Origin of the sequence: Marinactinospora thermotolerans DSM 45154 (genome assembly GCF_900167435.1) — a bacterium.
Classification (GTDB): domain Bacteria; phylum Actinomycetota; class Actinomycetes; order Streptosporangiales; family Streptosporangiaceae; genus Marinactinospora; species Marinactinospora thermotolerans.
The window spans coordinates 35,522-52,591 of sequence record NZ_FUWS01000004.1 but is presented as its reverse complement, the minus strand read 5'-3'; the positions used below and the strand labels follow the sequence as shown (position 1 = coordinate 52,591).

16 protein-coding genes are annotated in these 17,070 nt (G+C 73.3%); 9 read left to right on the top strand and 7 right to left on the bottom strand.

All coding sequences use genetic code 11. From position 1 onward, the window contains the following. Window positions 1-168 precede the first annotated feature (168 nt). Complete coding sequence (locus B5D66_RS08010) at window positions 169-1,110, bottom strand: LysR family transcriptional regulator (protein ID WP_078761032.1); 942 nt, start codon at window positions 1,108-1,110, stop codon at window positions 169-171. Between the two features lie 115 nt (window positions 1,111-1,225). On the opposite strand from B5D66_RS08010, the gene B5D66_RS08005 reads away from it, so the two are divergent. Genes B5D66_RS08005 through B5D66_RS07995 form a run of 3 tightly spaced genes read left to right on the top strand, consistent with a single transcriptional unit; the run spans window position 1,226 to window position 4,279 of the window. After that, window positions 1,226-2,560 (top strand): CitMHS family transporter, encoded by a 1,335-nt coding sequence (locus tag B5D66_RS08005; RefSeq protein ID WP_078761354.1) that lies wholly within the window; start codon window positions 1,226-1,228, stop codon window positions 2,558-2,560. Window positions 2,561-2,603: 43 nt separating this feature from the next. Then, window positions 2,604-3,956: an acyclic terpene utilization AtuA family protein gene (locus B5D66_RS08000; protein ID WP_235000854.1), complete on the top strand. Its 1,353-nt coding sequence runs from the start codon at window positions 2,604-2,606 to the stop codon at window positions 3,954-3,956. Then, window positions 3,953-4,279 carry an AtuA-related protein gene (locus B5D66_RS07995; RefSeq protein WP_078761030.1) on the top strand — a complete coding sequence of 109 codons (327 nt, stop codon included), beginning with the start codon at window positions 3,953-3,955 and terminating at the stop codon, window positions 4,277-4,279. Before B5D66_RS08000 ends, B5D66_RS07995 begins: the two co-directional genes overlap by 4 nt. A gap of 297 nt (window positions 4,280-4,576) precedes the next feature. Here B5D66_RS07995 and B5D66_RS07985 read toward each other — a convergent pair whose 3' ends face one another. After that, a complete protein-coding gene (locus tag B5D66_RS07985; protein WP_078761028.1) occupies window positions 4,577-7,135 on the bottom strand; it encodes a M48 family metalloprotease in 2,559 nt (852 codons plus the stop codon). After that, a complete protein-coding gene (locus B5D66_RS07980) occupies window positions 7,113-7,616 on the bottom strand; it encodes a hypothetical protein (protein WP_078761027.1) in 504 nt (167 codons plus the stop codon). The genes B5D66_RS07985 and B5D66_RS07980 overlap by 23 nt, the downstream gene beginning before the upstream one ends. An 816-nt stretch (window positions 7,617-8,432) precedes the next feature. Here B5D66_RS07980 and rpmG point away from each other — a divergent pair. From rpmG to rpmF, 3 genes are read left to right on the top strand one after another with little or no spacing between them, the layout of a single operon-like run. Further along, window positions 8,433-8,597 (top strand): 50S ribosomal protein L33, encoded by a 165-nt coding sequence (rpmG, locus tag B5D66_RS07975; RefSeq protein ID WP_078761026.1) that lies wholly within the window; start codon window positions 8,433-8,435, stop codon window positions 8,595-8,597. 22 nt (window positions 8,598-8,619) lie between these two features. Further along, window positions 8,620-8,865, top strand: coding sequence for a type B 50S ribosomal protein L31 (locus tag B5D66_RS07970; protein WP_078761025.1), 246 nt, complete (start codon window positions 8,620-8,622; stop codon window positions 8,863-8,865). Between the two features lie 27 nt (window positions 8,866-8,892). Continuing rightward, the gene (gene rpmF, locus B5D66_RS07965; RefSeq protein WP_078761024.1) at window positions 8,893-9,063 is read left to right on the top strand and encodes a 50S ribosomal protein L32; all 171 of its coding nucleotides are present in this window, start codon (window positions 8,893-8,895) and stop codon (window positions 9,061-9,063) included. Between the two features lie 45 nt (window positions 9,064-9,108). On the opposite strand, the gene B5D66_RS07960 is transcribed toward rpmF, so the two are convergent. Genes B5D66_RS07960 through B5D66_RS07950 form a run of 3 tightly spaced genes read right to left on the bottom strand, consistent with a single transcriptional unit; the run spans window position 9,109 to window position 11,941 of the window. Then, window positions 9,109-9,939 carry a citryl-CoA lyase gene (locus B5D66_RS07960; protein ID WP_078761023.1) on the bottom strand — a complete coding sequence of 277 codons (831 nt, stop codon included), beginning with the start codon at window positions 9,937-9,939 and terminating at the stop codon, window positions 9,109-9,111. Next, window positions 9,936-11,156: a CaiB/BaiF CoA transferase family protein gene (locus B5D66_RS07955; RefSeq protein ID WP_078761022.1), complete on the bottom strand. Its 1,221-nt coding sequence runs from the start codon at window positions 11,154-11,156 to the stop codon at window positions 9,936-9,938. The genes B5D66_RS07960 and B5D66_RS07955 overlap by 4 nt, the downstream gene beginning before the upstream one ends. Beyond that, window positions 11,153-11,941, bottom strand: coding sequence for an IclR family transcriptional regulator (locus B5D66_RS07950; protein WP_078761021.1), 789 nt, complete (start codon window positions 11,939-11,941; stop codon window positions 11,153-11,155). Before B5D66_RS07950 ends, B5D66_RS07955 begins: the two co-directional genes overlap by 4 nt. Window positions 11,942-12,287: 346 nt before the next feature. Here B5D66_RS07950 and B5D66_RS07945 point away from each other — a divergent pair, with 346 nt between their 5' ends. The 3 genes from B5D66_RS07945 to B5D66_RS07935 are packed head-to-tail and all read left to right on the top strand — an operon-like array spanning window position 12,288 to window position 15,415. Beyond that, window positions 12,288-13,280, top strand: a complete 993-nt coding sequence (locus B5D66_RS07945) for a Bug family tripartite tricarboxylate transporter substrate binding protein (RefSeq protein ID WP_235000853.1) — start codon at window positions 12,288-12,290, stop codon at window positions 13,278-13,280. Then, window positions 13,277-13,864: a tripartite tricarboxylate transporter TctB family protein gene (locus B5D66_RS07940; RefSeq protein ID WP_078761019.1), complete on the top strand. Its 588-nt coding sequence runs from the start codon at window positions 13,277-13,279 to the stop codon at window positions 13,862-13,864. The genes B5D66_RS07945 and B5D66_RS07940 overlap by 4 nt, the downstream gene beginning before the upstream one ends. Beyond that, the gene (locus B5D66_RS07935) at window positions 13,865-15,415 is read left to right on the top strand and encodes a tripartite tricarboxylate transporter permease (RefSeq protein WP_078761018.1); all 1,551 of its coding nucleotides are present in this window, start codon (window positions 13,865-13,867) and stop codon (window positions 15,413-15,415) included. Between the two features lie 271 nt (window positions 15,416-15,686). Here B5D66_RS07935 and B5D66_RS07930 read toward each other — a convergent pair whose 3' ends face one another. Then, window positions 15,687-16,337: a fasciclin domain-containing protein gene (locus B5D66_RS07930; RefSeq protein ID WP_200813567.1), complete on the bottom strand. Its 651-nt coding sequence runs from the start codon at window positions 16,335-16,337 to the stop codon at window positions 15,687-15,689. Between the last annotated feature and the right edge of the window lie 733 nt (window positions 16,338-17,070).

The window sequence follows — 17,070 nt, the reverse complement described above, 5'->3', positions numbered from 1 at the left end:
GGGCCGGCGGGGGCGGGTGGCCGGAAGGTTCAACCTCTGTCTCAGGGCACGGCCCATCCCTCTCGGGCGTCGCCCCGCCCGAGAGGGATGACCTTGACGGACGCCGCCCCGCCGGCCCTGGACCGTCCGCCTCGCAGATGAACCCCGCCGGCGGGAGGACCCTCACCTTTACGGACGGGGGAGGTCCCGGGCCCATTCGACGTCGTCGGGCAGTGGATGATCCGCGGCGGGCAGCTCCTCCACCAGGTCGAGGAAGCGCCGGGCCGCCGGCGTGGGGGTGGCCCCGTCGGGTACCAGAAGGTCGATCCCGCGCGCCGTCGCCGGCCCGTCCAGGAGACGGTGCTCGATCCGGGCGAAGCCCATCAGCACGCGCACCAGCGCCGGAAGCGCCGATACCCCGAGGCCCGCGGCGACGAGCCCGCCGACCGTGGAGACGTTGCCCGCCTCGACGGTCGTGGCGACCTCGACGCCCGCCGCCGCCATGGCGCGGTCGGTCAGCCGGCGGACGCTGGAGTCCACGCCCAGCGCGATGAAGGGGTGACCGCCGAAGTCGGCCCAGGCCAGCCTCCTTCGGGCGGTGAGCGGGTGGTCGGGTGGCAAGGCGGCGAAGAAGGTGTCGCGCACGAACGGACGCGCCCGCACGCCCGGGATCGCGCGGGCGGGGACCGCGATGGCCATATCGGCCCGACCGCGCGCCACGGCCTCCAGCGCCGTGTCGGACATGCCGTCGAGCACCCGCACCCCGATGCCGGGATGACGGGCCCGGAAGGCGGCGATCACCGGGGGCAACAGCACCGCGGCCACCGACGGCAGCGTGGCGATGGTGACGGTGCCCGTCTCCCCTTCGAGGAAGCGGCCCAGCCGGCTCATCTCGGCCCGGTGCGCGGCGAGGAGGCGTTCGGCGACCGCCAGCAGTTCCTCGCCCTCGGGGGTGCGCCGCACCCCGCGGCTGGTGCGTTCCAGCAGGCGCACCCGTAGCAGGCGTTCGATCTCTTGGACGGTCCGGCTCAGGGCGGACTGTGAGACGCGCAGCTCGCGCGCCGCCTCGCTGAATCCGGCCGCCCGCGCCACCGCGGCGTAGGCCTCCAGCTGTCGCAGGGAGAGATCCATGCGTCCAGATCATAGGTCCTTGCATTTTCGATGTTGGACACGCAACGCCGGCTCCCCCACGATGGTGACCGCCATCACCTTCGACGGAGACGCGGATCTCGCCGGGAGGGTTCCCATGTCGACCGTGCTGGGCTTCGCCACCATCGCGGCCCTCCTGGTCCTGCTGCTGTCCAACCGGGTGACCGCCGTGGTCCCCCTCATCGCCGTCCCGGTGGTCGCCGCGGCCGTCGCCGGCTTCTCCCCCGGCGAGATCGCCGGCTTCGTCACCACGGGCCTCAACGGGGTCGCGGCGACCGCGGCGATGTTCGTGTTCGCCATCTTGTACTTCGGCGTGATGCGCGACGCCGGCCTGTTCGACCCGGTGATCCGCCGCATCCTGCGGTTCGGCGGCGACGACCCGGTGACGGTCTGTCTGGCCACGCTGCTGCTGGCCTCGGTCGCCCACCTCGACGGCGCGGGGGCGACGACGTTCCTCATCACCGTCCCCGCCCTGCTGCCGTTGTACGACGCGCTGGGAATGCGTCGCTCCGTGCTGGCCGCCCTGACCGGCCTGGGCGCGGGGGTGATGAACCTGCTGCCCTGGGGCGGACCGACCGCGCGGGCCGCGGCGACCATCGGCGTCGACGCCAACCAGATCTGGACGCCCCTGATCCCCGCGCAGATCGCCGGCCTGCTCGCCTGCGGAGCGATCGCCTACTGGCTGGGGCTGCGTGAGCGGGCCCGGCTCGGCGCGGGCTCCAGGGTCACGGTCACCGTTCCCGTGGCGCCCGGTCGCCTCGGGGACGCCCCGGGAGGGGAAAGGGAGGACGCCGGCGGGCACCGGACGTGGCTGACGGCGGTCAACGCGGCGCTCACCCTGGCCCTGATCGGCGTACTGGTGTCGGGGGTGCTGCCGCCCCACCTGGTCTTCATGATCGCCACGGCCGTGGCCCTGCCGCTCAACCACCGGGGGATGAAGGCGCAGACCGACTGCGTCAACGCCCACGCCCAGGGCGCGATCCTGATGGCCAGCACCCTGCTCGCCGCGGGCGTGTTCCTCGGCGTCATGGAGGAGAGCGGGATGATCGAGGGGATGGCGGGGGCGTTGACCGGCGCGATCCCCGACCAGGTGGGACCCTTGCTGCCGGTGTTGGTCGGGTTGCTCGGCGTGCCGATGAGCCTGCTGTTCGGGCCCGACGCCTACTACTTCGCGGTCCTTCCCGTGATCAACGGGGTGGGCGCCGGATTCGGGATCGAACCCCTCGTGCTCGCCCAGGCCTCGGTGATCGGGCAGGAGACCGTCGGCTTCCCCATCAGCCCGTTGACCGGCTCCTTCTTCCTGCTCACCGGGCTGAGCGGCGTCTCCATCGGATCCCACATCAGATTCCTGCTCCCCCTGGCCTGGCTGGTGAGCGTGGTCATGCTCGCGGTGGCGGTGCTCACCGGGGTGGTGCCGTTGTGGGCGGGGTGAGCGGATACCGCCCGCTGCCGGCGGCGAAGACGAGAGAGGACGGATGATGACGGCCACCCGGATGCGTATCGGCTGCGGGGCGGGGTTCGCGGGTGACCGCGTCACCCCCGCGGTGGACCTGATCGAACGGGGCGGACTGGACGTCGTGGTGCTGGAGTGCCTGGGAGAGCGCACCGTGGCACTGGCCCAGGCCCGCCGGCTCACCGGGACGGGACCCGGATACGACCCGCTGCTCGCCCGGCGGATGAAGGCGCTGCTGGGGCCGCTGCACCGGCATGGGACGCGCCTGGTCACCAACGCCGGATCGGCCGATCCCTTGGGGGCGGCCCGCATGGTGGCCGGGCTGACCCGCGCCGCGGGCGTTCCCCTACGGGTCGCCGCGGTCCTCGGCGACGACGTCACCGACCTGATCGACCCCGCCTCCCCCGCCTGGGAGGACGGGCGCCCCCTGGAGGCCCACGGCGAGATCGTCTCGGCCGGCGCCTACATCGGGGCCGACGCGCTGCTGCCGGCCCTGGAGACCGACGCCCAGGTGATCCTCACCGGCCGGATGGCCGACCCCTCGTTGTTCCTGGGCCCCCTGATGCACGCCTTCGGCTGGGCGGACACCGACCTGGACCTGCTCGCCCGTGGGACCGTCGTGGGCCACCTGCTGGAGTGCGCCGGACAGGTGAGCGGCGGGTACTTCGCCGGCCCCGGCCCCACCTCGGTTCCCAGGCTGGCCGACCTGGGCTATCCGCTCGCCGAGGTGGATCCGGACGGCGGCGCGGTGCTCACCAAGACGCCGGGCACCGGCGGGCGGGTGGACCGGCACACCGTGGTCGAACAGCTCACCTACGAGGTGATCGACCCGCGCGCCTATCTCACCCCCGACGTCGCCGCCGACCTGACAACGGTCGGGGTGCACGATCTCGGCGGGGACCGGGTGCGCGTCAGTGGGGCCCGAGGCCGGCCGCGGCCCGCCGAACTGAAGGTCAGCGTCGGCTACCGGGCCGGATTTCGCGGTGAGGCCGAGATCGGCTATGCCGGCCGTGACGCGCGGGCCCGGGCCCGCCTGGCCGCCGAGGTGGTGCGGGAACGCCTGTCCGGGGTCGTGCCCCGGCTGCGCGCCGACCTCATCGGGGTGGACGCGCTGTACGGCGGTCCGGTGTCGGACGGGGAGGGACCGTATGAGTGCCGGCTGCGCGTGGCGGGGATCGGGCCGGACCGCGAGACCGCGGAGGCGGTGGCCGAGGAGGTCGGCGCGCTCTACACCTGCGGCCCCGCGGGCGGTGGCGGGGTGCGTTCCTCGGTCACCGAGGTGATCGGGGTGGTCTCGACGGGGGTGCCGCGCGAAGCGGTGACGACCCGCGTGGAGGTCGTCGGGGACGAGGGAAGGGACGTGGGGACGCGATGAGGGTCCGGCTGTACGACGTGGCACACTCTCGATCGGGCGACAAGGGCAACCTCACCACCCTGTCGCTGATCCCCTACGACCCCGCCTGGTATCCGGCGCTGTGCGCGTCGGTGACGGCGGAGGCCGTGGCCGAACACCTGTCCTGGCGGGTGACCGGGGAGGTCGTGCGGCACCGGATGGACAATGTGGGGGCGCTCGTGTTCGTGTGCCGCAGGGCGGACGAGGACACGGTCACCACGTCGCTGTACCTGGACGCCCACGGCAAGTCGCTGAGCTCGGCGCTGTTGGAGCTGTGCGTCCAGGTGGAACACCCCGCGGACTGAGGGCGGGCGGCTCCCCGACTTGTCGCGCCCCGCTCTCGCGAAGAGGGGATCGGCGCAGGTGGCGACGGGTTCCGCGGCGCCGGGAAGGGTTACCGGAGGGGCGTACGGGTACTCCGCCGTCATGGAGACGACTCTGACGATAGCCCTGAGCTCCCAGTTGCTGCTGTTCGCGAGCCTGGCGATCGGCATCCTGATCGTGGTCGGAGTGATCGCCTTCGTGGTACGCCGTAACCGCTGAGGCTCCCCGGCCGGGGCCGGACACGCGGCCGGGGCCTGGCCGCGTTCCGTCGGGCCCGCTCAGCCGGCGTCCAGGACCGCGCAGTAGTGCGACGCGGCACCGAAGGCCTGCGCCGCCTCGTCCCGCGAACCGCGCTCCAGCGCTCCCCGAGCGGCCTGCCCCAGCGCCGCGAGAACCGGGTCGTCGGAGGCCCCCAGGGCGTCGGCCCGCGCGGCCTGGTACCCCTCCCCCCGCTCCGTCGCGGTGAGGTAGGCCACCATCTGCCGCCCGCCCGTCGGAACGCCGCGTTCGCGACAGACCTCCTGCCAGGCGAGCGACCTCCCGGCCGGAGGCTCCCCCAGGGCCATCGGCGACACCGCGGTCGGCGCCTTCTCCGTCTCGAACGGGAGCAGGACGAGGAGGAACAGCACGGCCGGGAGGAGCGCGGAGGACCACGTCTGCACCGGGCCCGGACGACGCCGCCCCGCGGGCGGCGCGGCCGGCCGCGGGGGACGGCCCCGCAGCCACGCCCCGAGGAGCGCCACCGGGCCGCACACCGCGAACAGGCCCGCGAACACGAGGACGACGGCGCGGGCGAACAGCGGCGGTGTGAGAGCGCCGAAGAGGTCGGCGAACGTCACGGGCAGGCACAACGGGGCGGTGAGCCCGGCCCCGCCACACCGCACGAGGGCGAGGTGCAGCAGGAACGCCGGAAGCACCGCCGCGGCCGCGAACATCGTCATCACGGCGGTGGCGCACAGCAGCCCGCCACTCCCTCGCCGTCCTCCGACGAGCGCTCCCAGGACCAGGGCGGCCCCGACGACGAGGATGGCGGCGACCGCCCACCACAGAACGGGCAGCACGACCGCCCGATCCCGTGGTCCCGCGTCGGTCAGCACGCTCAGAAGAAGCGCCCCGATCGGGGCGACGGCGGCGTGGAGGAGGAGCGGCCCCCCGCCCAACAGCGCCGGCAGCAGTGGGTGGGGGAGGCCGCTCTCCTCCCGCGTCCCGGCCAGCGGCAGGACGGCGGCCACGGCCAGCAGCGCGGGAAGCGGAAGGGAGAAGACCGAGAACCCGGCGAGCAGCGCCAGGGTCGACCACGCCGCCGCCTCCCCGAGCAGGGCGATCCCGTGGAACCAGGTCGTGAGCCCCACCGCGGACAGTGGTGCGGCGAAGAGGAGACAGGTCCCCCATCGGCGTCGAGGACACTGCGGGTCGGCGAGCCGGCCACGCGCGCTCAGGATCACCCAGCGGATGAAACACCACGACGCCCCCCATAGCAGCAGCGCCATCGCGGCGGCGAGATCGGGGGCGTCGCGGAGCAGGGTCCCCCAGGTGGGGGCGGGCCAGGCGGGGGCGAGGAGCTGGCCGCCGAGCAGCCCCGCGGTCAACGCGGTCGCCGCGGGGAGGGCCCTCGGCCGAGGCCCGCGGAGGCGCGCCTCCCGCGAGCCCGCCCGCCAGACGCCGGAGACGATCACGAAGGCGGCGGGGACCCCGAAGAGGAACCCCACCAGGAGGTCGGCCGGATCGGCGGGGCCCAGCCACATGAGGTCGAGGAGGAAGGCGGCCGCGGTGAACCCGTAGCCGGTCACCGTCGCGACCAGGGCGAGGTCGAGGGCGCCCATGGTCAGGAGCCGGCCCGGGTCGGCGAGGATCCGGCGCCGCCGCCTCACGCTGGGATGGCTCCGAAACACCTCGCCCACGCGCTCGCGGATCCGCCGGTGGGCCCCCGCCCCACCGCCTTCCCCTTCGGCCTCCGCCAGAAGCCGGTCCAGCTCCGCGCCCGCCTGCGGGTCCTGCCCCGCGCGCACGTCGGCGTAGTGCTCACGGGTACGGAGCAGGCGGGCGCGCGCGACGTAGAGCAGCAACGGTGTCACCGCCATGGAGGTGATCGCCTGGAGGGACCCCGGACGCGCGGCCAGGAGCAGCAGGAGCGCCGGGACGATGACGAGGAGCAGGAAGGCCCACCAGCTCGCCACCGTCACATACGCGATGCCGACGTCGCGTCCAAGGATGTGCGCGGCCTCGTGGCGCACAACGGCCCTGAGCCGTTGCAGGCCCGAGGGGTTCCCCGCGATCAGCAGCAGCCGCCGATCGATCGCCACGTAGTGGCGCCCGAACGCCCCGAAGGCCCGGGCCCCACCGGCCGTCCCCGGGGTGACCAGCAGGGTCGCGCCCCTCCTCCCGGCGAGCAGCGACTCCAGCTCGGCGCGGGCGGGAGCGGCCCCCGGCTCCTCGTCGCCGACCTCGTGGGGGCGCAGCCCGCGCCTGATCAGGCACGGATGGACGAGGTGGAGCAGCAGGCTCGCGGCCAGGGGGACGAGGGCGGCCACGGCCAGGAGGAACGCCTCGCCCCGGTCGGCCTCGACGACGCACTGGGTGTAGGACCGGGCCAGTCCCGCCACATCGCCGCCGGCCACCCGGGCCCGGGCGGTCTGCGCGCAGGTGAGCCGGCCGTGCCTCTCCCAGAGTCCCGCCGAGCGCGCGGTGTCGAACACCCACTCGTAGACGAGGACGGCCCCGACGAACGAGGTGAGCAGCAGGACGGCGAACTGCGCGGTGGTCGCGGCGGGCAGCCGGAACGGGTCGGGGCGCGCCGGACCGGCCGTCCGGGGTTCACCCCCCGACTCGGTCGTCACGCGCTTCCCCGGCCGCAACGAGGACCCGGACGATCTCGGCCGCCAACCGGCCGGCCTTGTCCTGCGGCAACCGTTCGCGGACGGCGTAGGCCGTGATGGCCGCGACGACGGCGGCGGCCTGGTCGGGGGTGAGGCGGGGGACGGGAGCGTTCACCTCCACCCGGACCCGCTCGCCCCGCCCCAGGCGGGCGCGCACCCACGACCACAGCCGTCTCCACCAGGGCCGGGAGACCTCCACGAGGCTGCCGGTCACCAGGTCGTGCAGAACGGCCAGGACGATCCCGGTGACCGCGCCGGCGATGACATCGCCGATGCCCAGAGGGCTGGAGCGGCCGGGGCGTCGCCCGTGCGCCAGGAAGTCGTCACGCAGGGCCGGGTAGTGCTCCACCTCCTCCCGCGCGACCCGCTCGACCACGTGGCGCGCGACGACGTCGATGGTGGGACGGCCGGCCGGACACGGCGGTGTCGAGGGGGTGGGCATCGGGCCTCCGGCTTGCGGGGACGGTCGTAGGCCCGTGGACCGGGCGGCGCGGTTCGCACTCGCGTCCCGCCCCGCGGCTCGCGGGCCCGGGACCATGAGGAACCGTACCAACACGGAAAGTCGCGGCGAGGTCGTTCACCCGAAACGCGCATCGCCATCACCCTGCGACCCTCATCGCGTTCGAGACGGGGCCGGCCTCGACCGGCTCCGGATCCGCGGGTCGGACACTGGCGGCACCCGGCCGTCCGATGCCCGTCTCGGCCGGGGTGCCGGCCCACGCCGGTCCCCCACCGGAACCAGGGCCGCCGCTTTCCGGACCCCGGCCCCTACCCGCCCCGCGCGGAATGGGGCGAGACCGCCGCCCCCTTCGCCGTCCACGGCGTGGACGGGGAGCGCACGGCACGGGAAGGCGAGGGCTCCGGCGCGGATCCCACGGAGGGGTGCTCGTGGGGGGGCGTTGTCCTCCCGTGGAGCCGGGACGCGCTGACCCAGGGCACGCCGTGAACGCGGGAGCGTGATGTCCGGCCGCGGTGGGCGGGGGCGTGACAATCCGCGCGCCGGAGCGGGGCCGGATCGGCTCGGCGCCGTCGGCGCCCTCACGGACGCCCGGCCGCCTCGTCTCGGGCCTCCCCGCTGGTGGGCGACGGCGGGGAAGCCGGCCGCGCGCTCCCTCGGGTGCTGTGAGCGAGGACCTGGGCCACCGCGGCGAGGGGGCACCGAGCGGGTTCGGTGCCACGTCGGGAATGAAAACGGTTATCATTCTCTTTCATAGAGCGAGAGGCACGTCCTCCACCGAGAGCCCAGGAGGCGACACACATGGCCCGCAACGACACCCGGCCCGTCATCAAGCTGCGTTCCACCGCGAACACCGGTTACACCTACGTGACCCGCAAGAACCGGCGCAACACCCCCGACCGGCTCGTGTTGCGCAAGTACGACCCCGTGATCCGCGCCCACGTCGAGTTCCGCGAAGAGCGCTGACCACCTCCCAGGAAGGACCACCATGAAACCGGGCATCCACCCCGACTACCACCCCGTCGTCTTCCGTGACCGGGCCGGGAACTTCGCGTTCCTGACCCGCTCCACCATCACCAGCGACCGGACCATCGAATGGGAGGACGGCAACACCTATCCCGTGGTCGACGTCGACATCTCCGCGGCGAGCCACCCCTTCTACACGGGGCGGGGACGGGTCATCGACACCGCCGGTCGCGTGGAGCGCTTCCAGCGCCGCTACGGCCGTTCCTGACCAGCCGACCGACGACAAGGACAGACCATGGCCGTTCCCAAACGCAGGATGTCGCGCTCCAACACCCGCACGCGACGCTCACAGTGGCGGGCCCAGACCCCCGACCTGGTGCCCATCGTCATCGACGGGCGCCGGGCGCTGGTGCCACGTCACCTGGTCCCGGCCTACAAACGGGGCCTACTGCGCCTGGAACCGTGAGATCCGCGGGTCCGCGGCGGCGCGCACCGCGGACCCGCACGACCGTCACCGCGCGGGCAGGCGGCGCTGCTGGGGCCCGGTGTAGGCGGCGAGCAGCCGGCGCGGGATCGGCCCCTTGATCCGCGCGCCGCTCCCCCGCTCCTCCCAGGCGTGGGCGAGAATCCCCACCGAGCGCGACAGCACGAACAGCCCGCGCCCCAGTTCCGGGGCGAACCCCAGCTCGGAGTAGACGACGGCGGTCGCGCCGTCGATGTTCATCGGGACCGGGCGCTCGCGCCCCGCCGCGAGCGCCTGTTCCAGCGCCTGGGCGGCCCGCAGGTACTCTCCCGCGACCACGCCCTCCCCGGCCGCGTCGGCGACCAGGCCGAGGAGGGGGTCGCGGCGGGGATCGCGCGGGTGGAAACGGTGCCCGAACCCCGGCACGTGCTGTCGCCGCCGCCGGTACTCCGCCACCGTGTCGGCGGCCACCTCGTCCAGGTCCTCTCCCGCCCTCCAGCGTTCCCGGATCCGCGCGAGGAGGTCCATGCACTGTTGACCGGCGCCGCCGTGCACGTCGCCGAGCAGGTTGGCGCCGGTGGCCACGGCGTTGTTCAGTCCCAGCCCGCAGGTGACGGCCATACGCGCGGCCGCGATCGAGGGCGCCTGGGGGCCGTGGTCCACCGAGGCCACCAGCGCGGCCTCCAACAGCGCGGCCTGCCGGCGTTCGGGCAGCTCACCGCGGAGCAGCAACCAGACCACCTCGGCGAACGAGGCCCCGCCGATCAGGTCCTGCACCGGATAGCCGCGCAGGTCGATCTCTCCCGGGGAGATCCGGGTGATGGAGGTGCCCCACCACTGCTCGACGTCGGCGCGGGGGATCATCTCGTCGTCGCTCATGCCACTCCGTCCTCTCGCAGCGCGGCGATCTCGCCGGCGTCGTATCCCAACTCGGCCAGCACGTCCTCGGTGTGCTCGCCCAGCAGCGGCGCCGTGCCCTGCGGCGCGCTCCTCTGCCCGTCGACGTGGATTCCGTTGCCCAGCACCCGCAGCCGGCGTTCGGCGTCACCGGGGAAGGGAAGGTCGTGGACCAGTCCGCGCTGGGCGACGTGGTCCAGGTCGAGGGCCTCGGCGACGGTGAGCACGCGCGCGGCCGGCACCCCCTCCCCCGCCAACAGCTCCTCCCACTCGGCCGCGGAGCGGGCCGCCAGCGCCTCCTCCAGTTCCTCCTGGAGTGGCCCCCGGTTGGCCTTGCGCGCCTCGCGTTCGGCGAAACGGGGATCGGTCACCAGGTCGGGACGGCCGAGCAGGCGGCACAGGGCCACGAACTGCTCCTGTTTGTTGGCCGCGATGTTGAGTGCCCCCTCGCCGGTGCGGAAGGTGCCCGACGGGGCCGCGGTGGCGTTGTCGTTTCCCATCGGTCGCGGCTCGACCCCGGCGATCAGGTGGTTGGAGACGGCCCACCCCATGGCGGTGATCGCGGTCTCCAGCATCGACACGTCGAGCACGCCCCCCTCGCCGGTGCGGCCGCGGCGGACCAGGGCCGCGCAGATCGCGTAGGCCGCGGCGAGCCCGCCGAGCGTGTCGGCGACGGGATAACCGGCGCGCAGCGGGGCGGTGCCGGGGGTACCGGTGGTGCTCATCATCCCCGACAGCCCCTGGATGACCTGGTCGTAGGCCGGCCGGTCCCGCAACGGGCCGGTGGCGCCGAACCCGGAGATCGCGCAGTAGACGAGCCCGGGGTTGAGCCGGCGCAAGACGTCGGCGCCGAACCCGAGACGCTCCAGGACCCCGGGACGGAAGTTCTCCACCAGGACGTCGGCGGTGCGGACCAGGCGGCGCAGGACCTCCTTGCCCCTCTCGTCCTTGAGGTCCACGGTGATCGAGCGCTTGCCGGCGTTTTGCGCCAGGAAGGACGCGCCGAGCCGGGCCCGGTTGAGATCGGCGTCGGCGCCGAGCCTGCGGGCGAGGTCGCCGCCTCCCGGCGCCTCGACCTTGATGACCTCGGCGCCGTGGAGGGCGAGCTGGTAACCGGCGAACGGGCCGGCCAGCACGTTGGTCATGTCGATGACCCGCACCCCGGACAACAGCCCCGTACCGAAGGGGTGCTCGCTCATCCGGCCTCCTCCCCCGAGCGCGCTCTCCCGGCCGGATACAGGCCGATCTCGGAGATCCGGTGGGCCGCGCGGGTGACGGCGCCGGCGAACTCGGCGACCGCCTCGGAGGTGAAGCGCGCGGTGGGGCCGCCGAGAGCGATCGCGGCCACGACCCGTCCGGCGCCGTCCACGACGGGAGCGGCGACGCCCGACGCCCCGACCTCGCGCTCCCCGTGGCTGACGGCGTGGCCATCGGCGCGGGCCGCCGCGATCCGGATGCGCAGGGTCTCGGCGTGGCGGGCCCCGAAGGGCGAGGCGGCGGCGACGCGGCGCAGCAGCGCGTCGTCACATCCGATGAGCAGGACCCGGGCGGCGGCCCCGGCCCACAGGGGCAGTTCGTCGCCGACGGCGACGACGTGGCGCAGGTTCTGCGGCCCTTCCTGCTGGGCGACGCAGACGCGTGTGGCGTCGCCGCGGACGTAGAGGTTGGCGGTCTCCGCGGTCTCGGCCACGAGTTCGCGCATGACCTCGCGGACCGGTTCGGGCACCTGCCAGGCGGCGCGTGCCAGTCCCGCCCAGCGCAGCAGCCCGGGACCGGCTGCGATGAGACCGTCAGGCCGGCTCCACAGCAGGCCGCGCAGCTCCAGGGTGTGGACCAGGCGCAGCACCGTGGTCTTGGCCAGACCGCTGCCCTCGGTCAGCTCGCGGATCGACCGGCTCTGGTGCCGCTCGTCGAACAGCGCCAGCAGGTCCACGGCGCGCAGCACGCTGCGCACGCCGCCGTCGGTCTCGTCGTCGCCCGGCATGACCCTCCTTACTTTGGACCAACTAGTGGAACTTTTATACCACTAGGCGGTCCAACGGATATGGCGACGGTTGCCCACTCCCCCATCCCCTCGCCGTGCGTGATCCTCCCGTCACCCAGACACGAAACGGGAAACGCGACCATAAAGACATCCACGACCATAAAGACCAAAAGGTTTACCTCACGTTCCAGCTGCGCCATTCTCGCCAGACGGGCCGGACGGTGACCCGCGTCACCACACCGAGTGACCCCCGTCGTGGCGGCATATAGCGACGGCCACACCACGGCCCGAGCCGATGAACGGACTGGATAGACCACGGAATGGACCACATGGCAGGAGAGGCGCCTTGACGAGCAAACAGCGGACACTGCGAGCCCTTGGCGCGGCAGCCGCGGCGTTGATCATCGGCGCGGCCACCGTCAACGCCGCACAGAGCGGTGACGGCGCCTCGGAGGCCCGCTCCAAGCTGACCTTCATCGTCCCGGCCGACCCGGGCGGCGGCTGGGACCTGGTGGCCCGCGAAGGGCAGAACGCGCTGCGCGAGGGCGACGTCGTCGCCAACAGCCAGGTGGTGAACGTGCCCGGTGCGGGCGGGACGATCGGGCTGGCCCAGACCGTGCGCCAGGCCGAGACCTCCAACATGCTGATGGTGACCGGCACCGTGATGATCGGCGGCATCGTCGTCAACCGTTCCGCGCACACCCTGGAAGACGTCACCCCCATCGCCCGCCTCGCCGACGACTACGAGGTCATCGTGGTCCCCGCGGACTCGCCCTACAAGACGACCGCCGACCTCGTCGACGCCCTGCGCGAGGATCCGCGCGCGGTCGCGATCGGCGGTGGCTCCCTGGGCGGGACCGACCACCTGCTCGCGGCGATGATCGCCCGTGACGTCGGGGTGGACCCCCAGCAGGTCAACTACATCCCCTTCTCCGGCGGCGGTGAGGCGCTGACCTCGCTGCTGTCCCACAGCGTCGACGTGGGGATCAGCGGCTACAACGAGTTCAGCGACCAGATCGAGGCGGGCAACCTGCGCGCTCTCGCGGTCTCCGCGCACGAACCCGTGCCGGGGATCGACGTGCCGACGCTGGCCGAGCAGGGCATCGACGCGGTGCTGCCGAACTGGCGCGGTGTCATGGCCCCACCCGGCATCTCCGCCGAGGAGCGGGAGGAGCTCACCGAGATCGTCACGGAGATGACCCGCACCCCCGCCTGGCAGGACACCCTCGAACGCAACCGCTGGGACGACACCTTCCAAAGCGGCGCGGAGTTCGAGGAGTTCCTGAGCGCCGAGATCGACCGCATCACCACTATCACCGAGGAACTGGGACTCTCATGAGCACCGAGACGACGACCGGCGCCACCAGCGCGCCGGCCCCGACCCGTGAGCGCTCCTGGTGGAGCGGGCGCAGCGAGCTGTTCGTCGCCGCGCTGGTCATCGCGATCGCCGCCGTTCTCGGCGTGCAGACCGCGCTGATGGACGTCCCCCCGGGAACGGCCTCCCCCGGTCCACGGTTCTTCCCCACGATCGTCACCGTGATCATGGCCGGTGTCGGCGTGGCGCTGGCCGTGCAGGTCATCCGCCGCCCGGCCGACCGGCCCGGCCTCGACGAGACCGCTGCCGCGGACGCCGGCGACAGCGCCCCGGCCGAGGCGAGGACGGACGACTCCGGCGGGCGCACCCAGTGGCGGCCGGTCCTGACCGTCATCGGCTCGCTGGTCGTCTTCATCCTGCTGCTCCAGCCGGTGGGCTGGCTGCTGTCGGGGGCGCTGCTGTTCTTCGGCGTCGTCCACGCCATGGGAGGCCGACGCCCGCTGTTGGACGCCACGGTCGCGCTGGTGTTCTCCTCCTTCGTCCAGCTGGCCTTCGTCGCCGGCCTGGGCCTGAACCTGCCGGCGGGCATCCTCGGGGGCATCTTCTAAATGGACGCGCTCAACCACCTCATGACCGGGTTCGCCCACGCGCTGAGCCCGGAGAACCTGCTGTGGGCGCTGCTGGGCGTCCTGCTCGGCACGGCCGTCGGCGTGCTGCCTGGCCTCGGCTCGTCGATGGCCGTGGCCCTGCTCCTGCCGATCACCTTCCAGCTCGACCCCACCGCCGCCTTCATCATGTTCGCGGCCGTCTACTACGGCGGCCTGTTCGGCGACTCCACCGCCGCCATCCTGATGAACACCCCCGGTCAGAGCTCGGCGATCGCCACCGCGATCGAGGGGTATCAGATGGCACGGCGGGGCCGGGCCCCGCAGGCCCTGGCGACCTCGGCGATCGGCGCCTTCATCGGCGCCATCCTCTCGACGACCCTGGTGGCCTTCTTCTCCCCCGCGATCATCGACCTGGCGCTGCAGTTCGGTCCGGCCGAGTACTTCGCGCTGGCCGTGTTCGCCTTCCTCGCCACCTCCGCGGTGGTCTCCCAGTCGATGGTGCGCGGCCTGGTCGCGCTGTGCATCGGCCTGGTCATCAGCCTGGTCGGCATCGACGGCATCAGCGGTGCCGAGCGTTTCACCTTCGGCATGCCGCAACTGTTCGAGGGCTTCAGCATCGTGACGATCACGGTGGCGCTGCTGGCGATCGGTGAGGTGCTGCACGTGGCCGGCGGCCACGGGGGGACCGAGAGCGGCGCCCTGCGCCGCAGCGGCACCCCCTGGCTGGGGCGCAAGGACCTGCGGCGCACCCTGCCGGCCTGGATGCGCGGGACCCTGTTCGGCCTGCCGTTCGGTGTCATCCCCTCGGGCGGGTCGGAGATCCCCACGTTCCTCGCCTACGGCACCGAGCGCAAGCTCGCCCGCCGGCGCGCGGCGCGCGGCGGCGCCCCCGACGAGTTCGGCAACGGCGCGATCGAGGGGGTGGCCGCGCCCGAGGCCGCCGGCAGCGCGACGGCGGGCACCGCGATGGGCGCGCTGCTCGGGCTGGGCCTGCCCACGTCGGCGACCGCGGCGATCATGCTGGCCGCCTTCCAGCAGTACGGCATGCAACCGGGCCCGTTGCTGTTCGAGCGCAACGGTGACCTGGTGTGGGCGCTGCTGGCCAGCCTGTTCATCGGCAGCGTGATGCTGCTCGTGCTCAACCTGCCGTTCGCCCCCTTGTGGGCCCGGCTGCTGCTGATCCCCAAGCCCTACCTCTACGCCGGCATCACCACGTTCTCCGCGCTGGGCGTCTACGCCGCCGCGTCGGCGATGGCGGACCTGTGGCTGATGCTGCTCCTGGGACTGCTGGGGTTCATGATGCGGCGGTACGGGATCCCGCTCGCTCCCGTCCTGATCGCCGTCATCCTCGGCCCGGTCGCCGAGACCGAGCTGCGCCGGGCGCTGGCGGTCGGCCAGGGCGACGTCGCCGTGCTGTTCGACAGCGGGATCAGCCTCGCCCTGTACGCGCTGATCGTCATCGTGCTGGGCGTGGTCACGGTGAACCGGGCGCGCGCCGCGCGCGCGGCGCGCGCCCAGGTCTCGGCCCCGCATCCCGCCGAGAAGGTGTGAGCCCGGGCCCACCGTGATCCTGGGACCACGGTGGACCTCGACCCGGTCCGCGCCGGAGGGGCCCCCTCCGGCGCGCCGGTGGTGGAGCGAACCCGCGCTAAGACGTCGGGGCGCGTTCGGGTGCCCGGCCGCTCTCCGGTCGAGCCGGGGCGGCTTCTCGTGTCCGGGCCGGCCCCGTGTGCCCTCCTGGCCCATCCGCCTTTCCTTCGACCGGGCCGCTCCCGGACGGGTCCGCGGCACCGCTGGACCCGCCCGGGAGATCATCGCGGGATCACCGCGGCGTCAGCACGGCGTCGATGACATAGACCGTGGCGTTGGCCGTCCGGACATTCCCGCACACCACGTTGGCCTGATCATTGACCGTGAACTCCTCGCCGGAGCCGGAGGTGGTGACCGGATCGCCCTGGAGTGAGGTGAACTCACCGTTTTCCAGGTCCTGCGGGGTGTGGCGCCCCTCGACGACGTGGTAGTTCACCACGTCGGTGAGCCGCTCCTTGTCCTGCATCAGCGCGTCGCGCTCGTCTTCGGGGAACTTCTCGAACGCCTCATTGGTCGGGGCGAAGACGGTGACGTCCTCAGCGTCGTTGAGCGTGTCGACCAGGCCGGCCCGCGTGATGGCCTCGACCAGCGTGGACAGCTCGGGGTTGTTGGAGGCGGCCGTGGCCACCGGTTCCCGGGCCATCCCGGCGAAGCTGCCGGCCCCTTTCTGAGGAACGTCGGCGCAGGCCGGCCCGAACGGCTCGGACATCGCCCTTTCGGTTCCCACGCCCTCCTCGGGGGATGCCTGCGGATCGGAGGACTGGGGACCCGGGGAGTCGGAGGAGGCGGTGTCGCCCTCGATGTTGCCGCCGCCGGTGCAGGCGGTGACCGCGAACGCCAGCAGGGTCGTCGCGGAGATCGCCAGGAACGTGTTCTTACCCATAGAACACATCTTCTTACTCTGCGTGGCCGAACGCGGGATTGTCCCGTGCCGGTGTGGCGGCACGGGATCGTCGGCTCATCGAGCCGTCACCCGACGGAGTACCGGTCACCGGCACCGTCGGGACGGGATCGGCGCGTCGCAAGGCCGGGGGTGTGGCCGGCCGCGCCGGTCGCCCGGCCTCCAGGTCGTGGCGGCCGGGCGGCGTGGCGGCCGGGCGGCGTGGCGGTCCGTTCCCAGGACCGCTGTCGCCGGGCGCCCGGCACCTCCCCCTTTCACCATCGACCTTCACGCGGACCTCGGCCGTGTCCCCTCGGTGCCCCACGCCGCGTGGGCACCGGTATCCGCGCTGGAGGACCGTGCGGTGCCGGACCCCGTCCCCGGGAGACGTGCTCCACGGGCGGCGGCTCGCCGTCCACGGCGACAGCGGGCACGGTGGTGCACCCGCCCAGGACGCCCTGCGCCAAAGGCACGCGGGTCCGACGTCACGGAGGTACCGAGGCCGCGCGATATCGCGCGGCCGGGGCCGATCCCGCCCGGCCGGTGTGGTCGGGGCGACCGCCGCCGCCTCGGGTGGGGACGCGGGTCAGCGCGATGCCGTGCTCCCCGGTGGGGCGAAGCGGGAGAGCGGGATCTGCTCCCCGTGACCGGTGGATCGTTGCCTGCCCCTCCACCGGGCCGGCCCCGAAATCCACGGGTCAGCCCCCGTGGCCGGGAATGGTCGAGGAGGGGTCGC

Bases quoted from the DNA above. Each gene is read 5' to 3' on its own strand.
- B5D66_RS08010 (WP_078761032.1), bottom strand. From the start codon at position 1,110: ATGGATCTCTCCCTGCGACAGCTGGAGGCCTACGCCGCGGTGGCGCGG.
- B5D66_RS08005 (WP_078761354.1), top strand. From the start codon at position 1,226: ATGTCGACCGTGCTGGGCTTCGCCACCATCGCGGCCCTCCTGGTCCTG.
- B5D66_RS08000 (WP_235000854.1), top strand. From the start codon at position 2,604: ATGATGACGGCCACCCGGATGCGTATCGGCTGCGGGGCGGGGTTCGCG.
- B5D66_RS07995 (WP_078761030.1), top strand. From the start codon at position 3,953: ATGAGGGTCCGGCTGTACGACGTGGCACACTCTCGATCGGGCGACAAG.
- B5D66_RS07980 (WP_078761027.1), bottom strand. From the start codon at position 7,616: ATGCCCACCCCCTCGACACCGCCGTGTCCGGCCGGCCGTCCCACCATC.
- rpmG (WP_078761026.1), top strand. From the start codon at position 8,433: ATGGCCCGCAACGACACCCGGCCCGTCATCAAGCTGCGTTCCACCGCG.
- B5D66_RS07970 (WP_078761025.1), top strand. From the start codon at position 8,620: ATGAAACCGGGCATCCACCCCGACTACCACCCCGTCGTCTTCCGTGAC.
- rpmF (WP_078761024.1), top strand. From the start codon at position 8,893: ATGGCCGTTCCCAAACGCAGGATGTCGCGCTCCAACACCCGCACGCGA.
- B5D66_RS07960 (WP_078761023.1), bottom strand. From the start codon at position 9,939: ATGAGCGACGACGAGATGATCCCCCGCGCCGACGTCGAGCAGTGGTGG.
- B5D66_RS07955 (WP_078761022.1), bottom strand. From the start codon at position 11,156: ATGAGCGAGCACCCCTTCGGTACGGGGCTGTTGTCCGGGGTGCGGGTC.
- B5D66_RS07950 (WP_078761021.1), bottom strand. From the start codon at position 11,941: ATGCCGGGCGACGACGAGACCGACGGCGGCGTGCGCAGCGTGCTGCGC.
- B5D66_RS07940 (WP_078761019.1), top strand. From the start codon at position 13,277: ATGAGCACCGAGACGACGACCGGCGCCACCAGCGCGCCGGCCCCGACC.
- B5D66_RS07935 (WP_078761018.1), top strand. From the start codon at position 13,865: ATGGACGCGCTCAACCACCTCATGACCGGGTTCGCCCACGCGCTGAGC.
- B5D66_RS07930 (WP_200813567.1), bottom strand. From the start codon at position 16,337: ATGGGTAAGAACACGTTCCTGGCGATCTCCGCGACGACCCTGCTGGCG.